Origin of the sequence: Lactobacillus juensis (assembly GCF_036246285.1) — a bacterium.
In the GTDB taxonomy this organism is placed as follows: Bacteria; Bacillota; Bacilli; order Lactobacillales; family Lactobacillaceae; genus Lactobacillus; species Lactobacillus juensis.
In genome coordinates, this window is the sequence record NZ_BTTS01000003.1 from 38112 (window position 1) to 52006 (window position 13895).

The following is a 13895-nucleotide window of genomic DNA, read 5'->3' on the forward strand; positions in this document are numbered from 1 at the left end:
GAAATGCAAGTTTTTTTATTAAATTTTGATGACTTTTTTGGCTAATAAACTAAAAACCAGTATAATGATCACAAAAGGGGGCTTTTCGATGTCAAAGAAAATTCTCGTTGTTGATGATGAAAAACCGATTTCTGATATTATTAAATTTAATTTGACAAAAGAGGGTTTTGACGTCGACACTGCTTATGATGGTGAAGAGGCCATCAAGAAGGTTGACGAATACAATCCTGACTTAATGATTTTAGACTTGATGCTGCCTAAAAAAGATGGCTTGGATGTAGCACGTGAAGTAAGACAAACTCATGATATGCCTATCATTATGGTGACAGCAAAAGATACTGAAATTGATAAAGTTTTGGGTCTGGAAATGGGCGCAGATGATTATGTGACTAAGCCTTTTTCTAACCGTGAATTAGTAGCGCGGGTGAAGGCTAATTTGCGTCGTCGCAATATCGTTAAAAAAGATGAAAGTGCCAGTGAAAATAGTTCAACTAAAAACATTGCTATTGGCAATTTAGTCATTATGCCAGATGCTTATATTGTCGAAAAAGAAGGCAAAAAAATCGAACTAACTCACCGTGAATTTGAGTTGCTGTATTATTTAGCGCAGCATATGGATCAGGTAATGACCAGGGAGCATCTTTTACAGACTGTTTGGGGCTATGATTACTTTGGCGATGTCCGGACAGTCGATGTTACTGTACACCGTTTGCGTGAAAAAATTGAAGATAATCCAATCCAGCCGCAGATTTTAGTAACTCGGCGCGGTGTTGGCTATTATGTAAAACAGCCTAATGAAGACTAGCAAAGAAAGCCCCGCAATGTTTAGCAAGCGCGGCTTTCTTTTTATTTTATTTTGTAAAGCTATGAAAAAAATCAAGAATAAGTTTAAACATTTAACTATTTCTATTAATACCACTTTAGCTATCGTGTTTATGGCGATGATTATTGCCACAATTGAAGTTATCGGTGCTTATTTTACGCGCCAATTAGAACAAAACAGTATTGACAATTTTCAATCTTCAATTCAGGTTTTGCCCATTGTATCCAATCAGCTGTCGACACAGTTAGTAAAGGATAATAAACATACTGACAGCAACTTGAATAGGATTGTTAACGATTATAGCAGTGGTATTGGCACAATTAGTGAAATTATTGTGGTGGATAATAAGGACATTATTCGTGCAGTCTCAAATTTAAATGATAAAAATCGTATTGGCCAACGAGTTAATAATACTCTGGTAAAGCAGGTAACTTCCACTGGTAGGCAGGCAACTAAAGTAGTTAATAATCACGGCGACTACATGGTGCAGGTTACTCCTTTAAATGCGGGTAACGGATCCGCTAATACTGTTGGCGCCATTTATGTGCGCGCGTCGATGCAAGGAGTTTTTAATGACTTGCGCAATATTTCACTGATGTTCCTGGTTACTTCTTTAATTGCGGCAGTAATGGGTGCCATTTTATCGCTAGTTGTTTCCCATGCGATTACTAAACCGATTGAAGAAATGCAAAGGCAAGCTCTTAGTATTGCTGACGGTGACTATTCAAGTCAAGTAAAGATCTATTCAAATGATGAGCTGGGTCAATTAGGGCAGGCTTTTAATACGTTATCTGTCAGAATTGAACGCTCACAAGAAGAATCTGAAAGTGAGCAGCGCAGACTAGACAGCGTCCTGTCTCATATGAGTGACGGGGTTCTTGCTACTGACAGGCACGGCAATGTTAACGTTGTTAACCAAATGGCGCTCAACTTTTTAAACCAAACAGAAGATGGAATTATTAATAAGCCGATTGCTGAAGTCCTAGGTCTGGAAGAGTCTTCACAGGATCTGATTGGTAGCCAAAAGGGCATTGTGATTACAATTGGCCAGGGAACACGTGATGAAGTCATTTTACATGCCAGCTTTTCTCTTATTAAAAGGGTGACAGGTTTTGTTTCCGGTAGTGTTTGCGTTTTGCACGATATTACCGAACAACAGAAAAATGAAAATTCGCAAAAGCAATTTGTTTCTAATGTCTCCCACGAGTTGCGTACACCGCTTACCAGTCTGCATGCGTATATTGAAACTTTAAATGAAGGGGCCTGGAAAGATCCCAATGTTGCTCCTAAATTTTTACAGGTAACACAAGAAGAAACCGAGCGCATGATCCGAATGATTAGTGAGCTTCTCAGCTTGTCGCGCATGGATAGAGGAGTTTCTAAAGTTGATGTGGAATGGGTTAACTTTAATGACTTTGTAGCTCATATCCTTGATCGCTTTGACATGATTGTCAAAACGGATAAAAAAGAAAACAAAAAATATACTATTAAGCGTGAGTTGGGCACACAGGCATTGTGGGTAGAAATCGATACAGATAAGTTTGCCCAAGTAATCGATAATATTATGAACAATGCTATTAAATATTCGCCTGATGGTGGCGTGATCACAGTAAAACTTCATTCTGAACAAAAGCGGATTGTTCTCAGTATTGCTGATCAAGGTTTAGGCATTCCACGTGAAGATCTGACTAAAATCTTTGATCGCTTTTACCGTGTTGATAAAGCTCGCTCACGGGCTCAAGGCGGCACTGGTCTAGGTCTTGCGATTGCTAAAGAAATTGTGGAGGAACATCACGGTCATATTTGGGCCAATAGTAGTGAAGGCAACGGCTCTACTTTTTATATTGCACTGCCTTATGAACCAATGAGCGAAGGGGATGATTGGGATGAAGTCTAAATTTAAGCTCGGCGATGCGTTGCTTTTACTGGGGACGGTGGCTGTTTTCGTTCTCTCAATCGTTCTCTGGATTTTTATCATGACCAATGACCAGTATTTTAATCATATTAATCAAACAAACAGAGTAACTGAACAGGCAAAAAATAGGCGTGGCCGCATTGTTTCCAACCTGTATATCCCCACTAATTCTTATGGATTTAGAAACGGTCAGTTATATCGTTTATATGATGCTAAAAAGAATTTGCCCCTGGAATTTGTCAAAGAAATAAAAGGGGTAAGATACCGTGGTATTAATAAAATTAGCACTGGGAAAACGCAGTATGAAAAAATGCTGCATGATGAAAATTGTATTCAGCTAAGCTTTCCTAAAGAAGTTAGCATCAACTTGTTTACTAGGAAAAATGTTAGAAAAAATGATGTGCAATTTCGACGTGTCTTTGTGTCAGACAGTAATAATTACCTTTATCTTGGAAACGATAAGACTTATACCGTTTACCGTGTTCATTTAATAAAAGGCAATTTTTCTAAACTACGCAATTATGCCAGCAGAGCTCAAGGAAGAGTTCCAGTGGAGTTCGTACGTCTCAAAAATTGTTATGAGGTATTCTTCACTAAACAAGACCATTGGAAAATATACAGCTACCTTACTAATACCCAAACTGATTCATATTTTGTATCTCGGCTCCTAGGTACTACTAACGTGACAACTCGCTCTAATAAAAAGGGCTGGACTACGTACTCGCTAAATTACTATACCAATTTGCGCGTCCCTAAGGCCAAAACTGAACGACATGATTTTCACTATACCCGTTATGAGAAGCGTAAAGACATATCACTTAATGATCAGCTTTTAGAGAGCGTAGATTTTGTTCATAAATTAGGTTTAAGCGAGCAGGATTTGCGTTACTTTGATACTATAAATGATTCTATAAGCTACATTAACTATATTGAAGGCATACCAGTCTTTTGGGATAAAAATAATCCGCAGGTTGCAACAACTTTCACTGAAGATGCTGTAAAAGTTGATTTTAATAATACGGATTTGCAAATTCCAATACCTTTTGATGGGCAAACGAAAACTTTGCCGACAAGTACAGCAGTGATGCAAAGATTAGTAAATGCCGGTATGAGAAAAAATGAAATTCAACGTATAATAGTAGCCTTTAAGGTTGAAAGGGACAAATCACACGACCACTTGGTTAACTTGGTACCAGGATATTATGTTAAAGCATATGATGAGTGGAAGAGTTTAGCCGAATGGGAGAAAGTAGATTTTCTTGCCCTGAATAAATATAGGCAGACATTAACGGAAGAAGGGAAGTAAGATGGACCGTAAAAGAATAGAATGGTTGTTTTTCATTGTTTTCTTGTTAATCGATATTTATTTAGGAATTGAAATTTGGCGTTCGCCTATTAGTTTGAGCAATACTGCCGGTTCTACTGCAACGAGCATTCGTGCTGAGATGCGTGCTGATGGTATTGATGTGCCATTGCATATTTCACATAAACAACAGTCCGGCTATTATTTAGCCGTTAAAAATCGTGACTATCTTTCTGGTAAAAGCAGTGGTCTCACACAAGTTGCTACACATTATTCCAAAAGTGACAATTCTTTGACTGGTACACCCAAATCCATGATTTTGCTCAGTGGCAATCGTAAAAATAATATGCAACAGCTGGAGGATTTTAAAAATGATCCTAAAAATGTTCCTTATGGTAAAACATTTAAGTTTGAACCCAGCATGTCTGGTGACAATACCTATTGTTATGTGCAAAATACCGCTTATGGTCGCATTTATGACAGTGACGCGCAATTAACAATTAATGTGCGCGATAATCAAATTACTAACTATACTATTTCTTATATGGGCCCTATTAAAGCAGTTCGAGAACCGCAGTTAATTATCAGTGCGTGGCATGCCGTTAAGGCCATGTATACTGATAGAGAAATTGCCAACAATTCACGGGTAATGCGGGTTAGTTTAGGCTATTCTAAATTAACCGATGTTCGCGGTAGCACAATTTTATTACCTACATGGTTAATTCAGGTTGAAAATAAAACTACTAAGAACATCACTGTTAAAAGAGTTAATGCATTTACAGCACAAATCTTGCAGGGCAGCTCATATAATGTTAATGTACAGAAAAATTAGGAAGGGATAATGCGGTGCAGGTTTCTGTTTTAGCCAGCGGTTCGACTGGTAACACCAGCTTAATTGAAACTGGTCAGCATAAAATTTTAATGGATGCCGGTTTATCAGGTAAAAAAATCAAGACTTTATTGAGCGAAGTTGGCGTTGACATTAAAGACATTGACATGGTCTTTTTAAGTCATGATCATTCAGATCACAGCAAGGGTCTGGGAGTTTTAATGCGGCGTTACCCGCAAATTGCGGCTTTTGCCAACAGTGGTACTTGGGAATATTTAATCGAAACACAAAAAATTGGGCAAATACCGGTTGAACAAATTAATATTATTGAGCCGGGGCAAACCAAGACTTTTGGCGATTTGGATGTGACAGCATTTGCGACCAGTCACGATGCGGCCCAGCCACAATACTATGTTTTTACCAGTGGCGGTAAACGAATGGCCTTTTTGACAGACACCGGTTATGTCTCTCGTAAAGTAAAAAGCGTGATTGAGGATGCGGATGCCTATCTTATGGAATTTAATTATGATGATATGATGCTGCGCAATGGGCCGTATTCCTGGGGTTTAAAGCAGCGCATTCTGTCAGATGTCGGTCATTTATCAAATGATGATGCTGGTCAGGCCTTACTGGATGTTGTGACAAGTAAAACTGAACACATTTTCTTAGCACATAGAAGTCAGCATAATAATACGGCAAAATTGGCTTATAATGCGGCTAAAAAAATAATGGTTGACGGGGATGCTAACTTGCCGAGTGATGTTAAAATTATTTTAACTGATCCTGTTCAACCAACTAATTTAGTACAAATTTAAGGAAACTTTTTATCTTTTTTCAAGATTTGTTAGTATAGTAAAAAGATGTGTAAAGGAGATTAAATGATGAATAATCAAAACTCTGGTCATCAGCAGCATGGTTTTATGAAAACTGCTATTGTTGGTGTTGTTGCCGGATTAATCGGTGGTGGTGCTTCATATGTGGCCTTAGATCAAATTAATAACGCTAATATGAATAATAATGCTGAAACTAGTATTAGTTCAAATAGTGCCAAGACTTCCAGAAATAGTGCCAAAACCAGCGGAACAATGACGCCAGCTTATAATGATGTCAAAGGTGCTGTGGTTTCAGTTATTAATATGAAACGGCAATCAAGCAGCAGCAACTCGATTTTCGATATTTTTGGCGATGACGATAATGACAATAAGAGCAAGGGAAAATTGCAGACCTATAGCGAGGGCTCAGGCGTAATCTACCAGAGATCTGGCAATAAAGGCTATATTGTAACTAATAATCACGTTGTTTCTGGCAGTGACAAAGTGCAAGTCATGCTGTCCAATGGCAAAACAGTTAATGCACGTATTGTAGGTACGGATGCTACAACGGACTTGGCTGTTCTTTCCATTGATAGCAGCTATGTAACTCAAACAGCTGAATTTGGCGATTCTAAGAGTTTACAGGCTGGTCAAACGGTAATTGCAGTTGGTTCTCCTCTTGGCAGCGAATACGCTTCTACGGTTACTCAAGGAATAGTTTCGGCTCCGGCACGAAGTATCACTACTTCTTCTGCTAATCAGCAGACGGTTATTCAAACGGATGCCGCTATTAATCCGGGTAATTCGGGTGGTGCCCTAGTCAATTCTGCGGGGCAAGTGATTGGTATCAACTCAATGAAGCTTTCGCAATCAAGTGATGGTACATCAGTTGAAGGCATGGGTTTTGCCATTCCGTCCAATGAAGTGGTAACTATAGTTAATCAACTGGTTAAAAAAGGCAAGATTGTCCGTCCGCAACTAGGTGTTAAAGTGATTGCTTTGCAAGGCATACCTTACAGTAACAGAAAGCAACTTAACATTAAGTCCAATCTGAAAAATGGCATTTACATTGCTTCTGTTTCTAAGCACAGTGCAGCGTCTGCGGCGGGAATTAAAACTGGTGATGTAATTATCAAAGTTGACAACAAATCTGTGTCAGATGTAGCTTCGTTACACAGTATTTTGTATAATCACAAAGTCGGAGATACCATCAATTTGACCATTAACCGTAACGGCAAAGAGATTAATTTACGCGTAAAATTACAATCTGATTAAGCAAATAATATTCTAGAATTAAGTGATAAAAAGGCTATACTATGCGATTTCAAACATAAGTATAGCTTTTTTCTTAACATTAATACTGGGAAACATAAAAAAGTTCGAAATTTATTGCTGTCAAGCAAAAAACATAGCTAAAAATCTTGTTGACAACTGTGGATAACTTTGTGGATTGTGCATAAAATGCGCAAAAACGGTTGGGATAAATTGTGGATAACCTGTGAATTGTGTGTAAATAATAGTGAAATTTAATTAGTACAAACAGTTGTTCAAGGCTTAACAGCAGTATTTGAGGTCCAAAAGTTTGTGAAAAGCAACTATGAAAAATCTGTATGTGGGTAAATTAAGGATGATAAATACCAAAAAAGTTTTAAAACACAATTTGTTCGCTTACTAAAGGTCAAAACCACAAAATGTAGTTTTGAGCTTTACACAGTTGTGGAAAAAGCAAGTGGAAACTTTGGGAATTGGGGGATAAAATAGCTATTATGAATATTAAAATTGTTTGTGTAGGCAAGTTAAAAGAAAAATATTTTAAAGATGCAATCGCTGAATATCAAAAAAGGCTGAGTAGGTTTGCTAAAGTGCAGGTGGTTGAGGTGCCCGATGAGAAGGCACCGGAAAAGTTTAGTCAAGCAGAACAAAATAGCGTCAAAGAAACAGAAGGAAAAAGAATCCTGAATAAAATCAAGGATAAAGAATATGTTTTTGTGACTGCAATAAAGGGAAAGCAGAGAAGCAGTGAAAAATTCGCGCGGGAACTAAAGGATCTGGCCACCTACGGACATTCGGATTTGACTTTTGTAATTGGAGGCAGTTTAGGCACCAGCCCGGAAGTAAACAAGCGGGCCAATGATCTGCTGAGTTTTGGCGAATTGACTTTGCCACACCAGTTGATGCGGGTAGTTTTAATTGAACAAATCTATCGCGCATTTATGATTAACAGCGGTAGCCCGTATCATAAGTAGACCAAGTGGCATTTTATAAAATGTAAGTGCATAGGATTGATTTTTAAATATATTTAGGATGGAATTTTAGTATGAAAAAAATTGGAATCCGCGAAGTTGCTGAAGAAGCCCATGTTTCTACTGCCACGGTTTCGCGAGTTTTAAATAATAGGGGCTATATTAGTAAAGAAACTCGTGATAAAGTCCAGGCAGCTATGAAAAAATTAGAGTATTATCCTAACGATTTGGCTCGTGCGCTTTATCAAAAAAGAACATATACGGTCGGTGTCATTTTTCCTTCAAATGTTCATCCTTTTCAAGCTGAATTAATACAGGATATTGAATATTTGTTATCCCAAAAAGGCTACAAAATGCTTCTTTGCAACAGTCTAAATAATCCCCAAAAAGAAATTGCTTATTTGACAATGCTCCGCAAAAATCAAGTAGATGGCATTATTGTTGGCACGCATAATAAGCATGTTTCCGGCTATCAAAATTCTAAATTGCCCATAGTTGCTATTGACCGTGACTTGGGTGAAAATACTACAACTGTTGCCTGTGATAATTATGCTGGTGGCAAAATGGCGGTGCAATTGTTAATTGACCATGGGTGTAAGCAAATACTGGATATTAGGGGCGATAGTTCGGTCAAATTACCGGCTAACGATCGCTCAACTGCATATTTAGATTTGATGAAAAAGAATAATTTACCTGAAAATGTTCTGGAAGTCCCATTTGTGTGGAGTGCTGCTAAAAAGAAAGAAACTATTGAAAATTATTTGCAGAAACATCCCCAAATAGATGGCATTTTTGCTGGAGATGACTTATTAGCTTCACTAGCTATTTTTTATCTAGAGATGCATGGTAAAAGAGTACCAGAAGATGTCAAAGTTATCGGCTTTGATGGGGCAAAGCAAACTTTATTATATAATCCCAGATTAACAACAATCAGACAACCAATTGGTCAAATAGCACAAGTAGCAACGGAAAAATTAATAAATAAAATTAACGGCAAAAAAGAGCCAGATTGCCTTGACCTTCCTGTAAGCCTTTATATAGGCCACACAGTGTAATAATAGCCAGTTTTTTTAACTGGTTTTTTTATTTTATATATGTAACCGGTTGACATATGTAACGGGTTGCAGTATATTCAATAGTAAATGTAAGTGCTAACAAGGAGGAAACGATGGATTTAAAGTCGACTAATAATCAACAAATTTATTATCAACCTAAAGACGTTTGGGTGGGAGATATTATGCCTTACGCTCAGGATGGTAAGTTTTATATTTACCATCAACGAGATAAACGGATTCATGGCCCAATTACTGATCCGTTTGGCTGGTCGCTGGCAACCACTACAGACTTTGTGCACTACCAAGATTATGGGGAAGTATTAAAGCGGGGCAGCAATCAAGACTGGGACCAATTTGTTTATGCTGGGTCTGTTTTTAAAGCTAAAGATACCATTCATGCCTTTTATACAGGTTTTAATAAGGAATTTTTAAAAGAAGGAAAGACATCGCAAATCTTACTGCACGCCACCAGCAAGGACTTTATTCACTGGACGAAATCAAAGAATGCTTTAAAGCTTGAACCACAACCCGGCTATGATAACCGTAATTGGCGTGATCCATCAGTCATTTATGATGATACCAAAAAGGAATACCTGTTGATTTTAGGAGCGCGCAAAGGTCAAGATAAGCATCAGTTGACTGGAAGACTTGTCAAATATACTTCAAAAGACCTCGAAAATTGGCACTTTGAGGGTGACTTCTGGGCTCCAAATTTATATACCATGTTTGAAATGCCGCAGCTTTTTAAAATGGGTGACTGGTGGTATCTGCTTTATTCAGAATATAGCGTCAAAAACAAGGTCTTTTACAGGATGAGTAAAAGCCTGAATGGTCCGTGGCTCAAACCTAAAGATGAAGCTTTTGACGGTCGAGCTTATTATGCTGCCAGAACAGCTTTTGACGGCAAGCGCCGAGTACTCTTTGGCTGGGTTCCCACTAAAGTTGGTCTGAATGATATGAACAATTATGAATGGGGCGGTACTTTTGTGCCACAAGAAATTTACCAACGTGCGGATAATACGCTGGGTGTGCGTCCTGTTGCAGAAATTTGTGCAGCTTTTGCAAATAAAACAGCAATTGCGTCGCAAAAATTGCAAACTACAGACACTCTTGAAGAAAAAGAACTTATTAAAGATACGGGCGAACACTTTTATCTCCATACTAAAATCAGTTTTAGCAAATCTGTCAGTGATTTTTCTATTCGACTTTACCGAAATCCTGCAACAGATGAATCTTATGAGTTTAGATTTAATTTAGATGAGCATTGCTTAACTTTGGATAAAAATCCTTGTTACAGGTGGTACCAAATGATGAACAAGGGACTTAACAGGCCAATCGATTTGAAGGCTGGTAAAGAATATGATCTAAAAGTAATTGTGGATGATAATATCCTAACGATTTATCTAGATGGCACTGCGTTAAATGCCCGCGTTTACCACAAGTTTGGTCATACTTTAAGTGTGACCGTAACTAACGGAACGCTTCGACTTGAACAAATTGAATTTTCCAATGATTATCGTAAATGATAAAAGAGGAACAAAATAAATGGCAGATTATAATAAAATTGCACAAGAAGTTTTAAAAAATGTTGGTGGTGCAGATAATGTAGTTAGTGCAACCCACTGCGTTACCAGGTTAAGGCTAGTTTTAAAAGATGTTAATAAGGCCGACCAAGATGCCCTTAATAACATTGAGGGTACTAAAGGAGTAATATACAACAGCGGGCAACTGCAAATAGTATTTGGTCCGGGAGCAGTAGAACAAGCTTATGATGCGTTTGTAAAAATTTCTGGGACTAAAGAAGTATCAGTCGATCAAATTAAAGATGAAGGTATTAAAAACAAAAATAAATTTCAGCAAGCATTTAAAGTTTTTGGCGATATCTTTATACCTATAATTCCAGCTTTTATTGGCGCTGCTATGATCTTAGGCTTAAGGTCACTGCTTGCTACTCCGGGCATGTTTGGTATGACCAAGTCACTGGCCCAGCAGAGTGTATACGTGGGAGATTTTTGTAAATTTTTAAATGTTATTGCCACTACATTTAAAATTTTGCCCGTATTAGTAATGTATTCAGCCACTAAGCGCTTTGGTGGTAATCCAATTTTGGGGATACTGGTCGGCTTTGTCATGATTTCACCTGATTTGGCTGATAGAAATGCTTTTGTTCTGGGACAAGTTCATCCAGAGTACTGGAATTTATTTGGTTTAAAAATAGCTGCTGTGGGTTTTCAAGGCGGTGTCTTTGCGGCAATTTTAACTGCCTGGTTTCAGGCCAAGGTTGAAAAAATAGCTACTAAATATATACCTCAAGTTGTTTCATATATACTCGTGCCTGCAGTTACCTTGCTGGCGGCCAATTTGTCCCTATTTCTAATTTTTGGACCTCTCGGTCTCTGGATTGGGAATATTTTGGGTGGCATTATTAATTTCCTTTATATGAAAATGAGTGCTTTTGGTGCCTTTGTCTTTGCTGCAGGATTGCAACCTTTAGTGGTAACAGGAACGCATCAAGCTATCCAGGGAATTGAAGCTAATTTAATTGTACAGACAGGATTTGATTATATTCAACCTATTTGGTCAGTTTCCATTATTGCCCAAGGCGGAGGCTGTATTGGGATGTACTTAATTTTAAAGCAAAAATCCAAAGATCGTGATATTGCTATTTCCAGTTTTATCCCTACGTTAGTCGGAATTACTGAGCCCGCTATCTTTGCTGTTAATCTTAAATACAGTATTGTGCCTTTCGTTTGTTCGTTTCTGGGAGCTGGATTTGGCGGAGTTTACATGAAGTTGTTAAATGTTAAAGGTTTAGCACAGGGTCTTACTGTACTTCCCGGTTTAACGGTTGCCAGACCGATTGGACCGTATGTTATTGGTAACCTCATTGCATTTGTTTTGCCAATTATTTTTATTCTTGTTTGGAATAAATTTAAACCGATATTACCGGAAAACAAAAGAAGAGTGGACCACAAAGAAAGCAAAATACTAGTTGCTACTGATGATAATTCTGTCTTAGCACCAGTTGATGGTGAATATTTACCCCTTGAAAAAGTTAATGATGAAACTTTTTCCCAAAAATTAGTTGGGGATGGTTTTGCTATTCAGCCGACTACCGGTGACATTTTTGCACCCGTTAATGGGAAAGTAGTATCTGTTTTCCCGACTAAGCATGCAATTACCTTAAAGAGTGAAAATGGTGTACAAATATTGTTGCATATGGGAATTGATACTGTTGATTTAGGTGGCAAAGGTTTCACAATTTTAGTAAAAGATGGTCAAGAAATTGCAGCAGGCGATCCCTTGGCTAAGATGGATTTAAAAGCTATTCAAGCAGCTGGTAAACAAACTACCGTCATGGTATTATTCCCTGAATATAAAAATGGCTTTGCCATCAAGAACAAGGATACAGAAGTAAATCACGGCAATTTAATTTTGCAATTAAATAAGTAAGTGAACTGAAATTTATAAATATAAGGAAGAAACAAAAATGCGGGTTCCAGCAAAAATTACCAACGAGCGTTATCGCCTTAATTATCACGTTTCAACGCCTTCCGGATGGATGAATGATCCTAATGGCTTTTCGTATTATCAAGGCTACTACCATATTTTTTACCAGTATTATCCCTATTCATCTGAAAGAGGACCAATGCATTGGGGACACTATCGCAGTCAAGATTTGATTCACTGGGAAGAACTGCCAATTGCGCTGACACCAGACAGCCCTGAAGATGACAATGGCTGTTATTCCGGCAGTGCGATTGCAAAAGATGGCCGTTTATATCTGATCTATACTGGTAATCATTATTATGATGTGAATGATCACAGCCGTTTTTGCCAAACGCAAAATGTTGCATATAGTGATGATGGTATTCATTTTACAAAATACAGTGGTAATCCAGTGATTGCCGTACCACCGGCTGATAACTCACAGCACTTTCGTGATCCGAAAGTATGGCAACATGGGGATTCATATTATATTATTGTTGGCAGTCAAGATAAGGCAGGTTTGGGTCGTGCAATTACTTATAAATCAACTGATTTATTGCACTGGGAATATTTAGGACCAATTGCGGTTTCTCAGGAAAGAGATAATGAAGGATATACCTGGGAGTGTCCGGATCTTTTTTCACTAAATGGGCAAGATGTTCTGTTGTGTTCACCGCAGGGAATTGCAGCAAAAGGTAAAAAGTATCTTAATCTTTACCAAACGGGATATTTCATCGGCAAGATGGATTATCACCAAAACCAGTTTGAACACGGAGCGTTTCAAGAACTTGATCATGGCCACGACTTTTACGCAGCGCAAACCATGTTAACGCCTGATAATAGGCGCATTGTCTTGGGCTGGCTTGATATGTGGCACGCTGACTTTCCTGAACAGGCTGATGGTTGGTGTGGTGCTTTAACCTTGCCCAGAGAATTAACTTTAAAGAATAATCAGCTGTACATGAAGCCAATTGAAGAATTAAAACAGCTGCGGCAAGAAAAAGTAATTGAGGAAAAGCCAATGACTGCGGTAAAGCAGATTAATGTTGCAGATTCGCAGCATCTAGAATTGCTTTTGACAGCTGAAACTGAAAATTGGTCTGGCAGTGAGATTAATTTTATACTCAAAAATAAGCAGGAAAATTTGGTAATACTCACTTGGAACAAAAGGAATAACGAAGTGGTTTTAACTCGAGCTGATAAGCCGGCAGATGATTCTCGACGTTATGGCAGATTAAGACCAAAGCCAAATTTGAAAATCCAGGTATTTATTGATACCAGTTCAATTGAGTTTTTCATAAATGACGGTGAGCTGGTATTTTCAGAACGGTATTATACTTCTGAAAAACCTCAGATTTTCGTCAATGCAGATCAGTCAGTCAAAATAAATGTCACAGGCTATACTATGGCAAAATAAATTAGGCTA

At 38.0% G+C, this 13895-nt stretch carries 10 protein-coding genes and 2 pseudogenes; all 12 read left to right on the forward strand.

The window, feature by feature from the left end; translation table 11 throughout:
* Positions 1-88 precede the first annotated feature (88 nt).
* The 12 genes and pseudogenes from yycF to AAA926_RS08080 all read left to right on the forward strand — a co-directional run bounded on the left by yycF (position 89) and on the right by AAA926_RS08080 (position 13886).
* Positions 89-805, forward strand: a complete 717-nt coding sequence (gene yycF / locus AAA926_RS08025) for a response regulator YycF (RefSeq protein ID WP_046331441.1) — start codon at positions 89-91, stop codon at positions 803-805.
* A gap of 61 nt (positions 806-866) precedes the next feature.
* Positions 867-2720, forward strand: coding sequence for a cell wall metabolism sensor histidine kinase WalK (walK, locus tag AAA926_RS08030; protein ID WP_046332877.1), 1854 nt, complete (start codon positions 867-869; stop codon positions 2718-2720).
* Positions 2710-4044 (forward strand): hypothetical protein, encoded by a 1335-nt coding sequence (locus tag AAA926_RS08035; RefSeq protein WP_338212288.1) that lies wholly within the window; start codon positions 2710-2712, stop codon positions 4042-4044. Before walK ends, AAA926_RS08035 begins: the two co-directional genes overlap by 11 nt.
* Position 4045: 1 nt before the next feature.
* Positions 4046-4873, forward strand: coding sequence for a two-component system regulatory protein YycI (locus AAA926_RS08040; protein WP_338212289.1), 828 nt, complete (start codon positions 4046-4048; stop codon positions 4871-4873).
* A 14-nt stretch (positions 4874-4887) separates the two neighbouring features.
* Positions 4888-5685: an MBL fold metallo-hydrolase gene (locus AAA926_RS08045; RefSeq protein WP_338212290.1), complete on the forward strand. Its 798-nt coding sequence runs from the start codon at positions 4888-4890 to the stop codon at positions 5683-5685.
* A gap of 63 nt (positions 5686-5748) precedes the next feature.
* The gene (locus AAA926_RS08050; RefSeq protein ID WP_338212291.1) at positions 5749-6957 is read left to right on the forward strand and encodes a S1C family serine protease; all 1209 of its coding nucleotides are present in this window, start codon (positions 5749-5751) and stop codon (positions 6955-6957) included.
* A 491-nt stretch (positions 6958-7448) separates the two neighbouring features.
* Positions 7449-7928 carry a 23S rRNA (pseudouridine(1915)-N(3))-methyltransferase RlmH gene (rlmH, locus tag AAA926_RS08055; RefSeq protein WP_265893677.1) on the forward strand — a complete coding sequence of 160 codons (480 nt, stop codon included), beginning with the start codon at positions 7449-7451 and terminating at the stop codon, positions 7926-7928.
* A 71-nt stretch (positions 7929-7999) separates the two neighbouring features.
* The gene (locus AAA926_RS08060) at positions 8000-8980 is read left to right on the forward strand and encodes a LacI family DNA-binding transcriptional regulator (RefSeq protein ID WP_338212292.1); all 981 of its coding nucleotides are present in this window, start codon (positions 8000-8002) and stop codon (positions 8978-8980) included.
* A gap of 113 nt (positions 8981-9093) precedes the next feature.
* Positions 9094-10506, forward strand: a complete 1413-nt coding sequence (locus AAA926_RS08065) for a family 43 glycosylhydrolase (protein WP_338212293.1) — start codon at positions 9094-9096, stop codon at positions 10504-10506.
* Between the two features lie 19 nt (positions 10507-10525).
* Positions 10526-11944, forward strand: a pseudogene (locus AAA926_RS08070) (PTS transporter subunit EIIC); the annotation flags it as partial.
* Positions 11945-12001: 57 nt separating this feature from the next.
* Positions 12002-12433 (forward strand): annotated as a pseudogene (locus tag AAA926_RS08075) (PTS sugar transporter subunit IIA); the annotation flags it as partial.
* Between the two features lie 37 nt (positions 12434-12470).
* Positions 12471-13886, forward strand: a complete 1416-nt coding sequence (locus tag AAA926_RS08080) for a glycoside hydrolase family 32 protein (protein ID WP_338212294.1) — start codon at positions 12471-12473, stop codon at positions 13884-13886.
* Positions 13887-13895 lie beyond the last annotated feature (9 nt).

Bases quoted from the DNA above. Each gene is read 5' to 3' on its own strand.
- AAA926_RS08080 (WP_338212294.1), top strand. From the start codon at position 12,471: ATGCGGGTTCCAGCAAAAATTACCAACGAGCGTTATCGCCTTAATTAT.
- AAA926_RS08065 (WP_338212293.1), top strand. From the start codon at position 9,094: ATGGATTTAAAGTCGACTAATAATCAACAAATTTATTATCAACCTAAA.
- AAA926_RS08035 (WP_338212288.1), top strand. From the start codon at position 2,710: ATGAAGTCTAAATTTAAGCTCGGCGATGCGTTGCTTTTACTGGGGACG.
- AAA926_RS08060 (WP_338212292.1), top strand. From the start codon at position 8,000: ATGAAAAAAATTGGAATCCGCGAAGTTGCTGAAGAAGCCCATGTTTCT.
- yycF (WP_046331441.1), top strand. From the start codon at position 89: ATGTCAAAGAAAATTCTCGTTGTTGATGATGAAAAACCGATTTCTGAT.
- AAA926_RS08050 (WP_338212291.1), top strand. From the start codon at position 5,749: ATGATGAATAATCAAAACTCTGGTCATCAGCAGCATGGTTTTATGAAA.
- walK (WP_046332877.1), top strand. From the start codon at position 867: ATGAAAAAAATCAAGAATAAGTTTAAACATTTAACTATTTCTATTAAT.
- AAA926_RS08040 (WP_338212289.1), top strand. From the start codon at position 4,046: ATGGACCGTAAAAGAATAGAATGGTTGTTTTTCATTGTTTTCTTGTTA.
- rlmH (WP_265893677.1), top strand. From the start codon at position 7,449: ATGAATATTAAAATTGTTTGTGTAGGCAAGTTAAAAGAAAAATATTTT.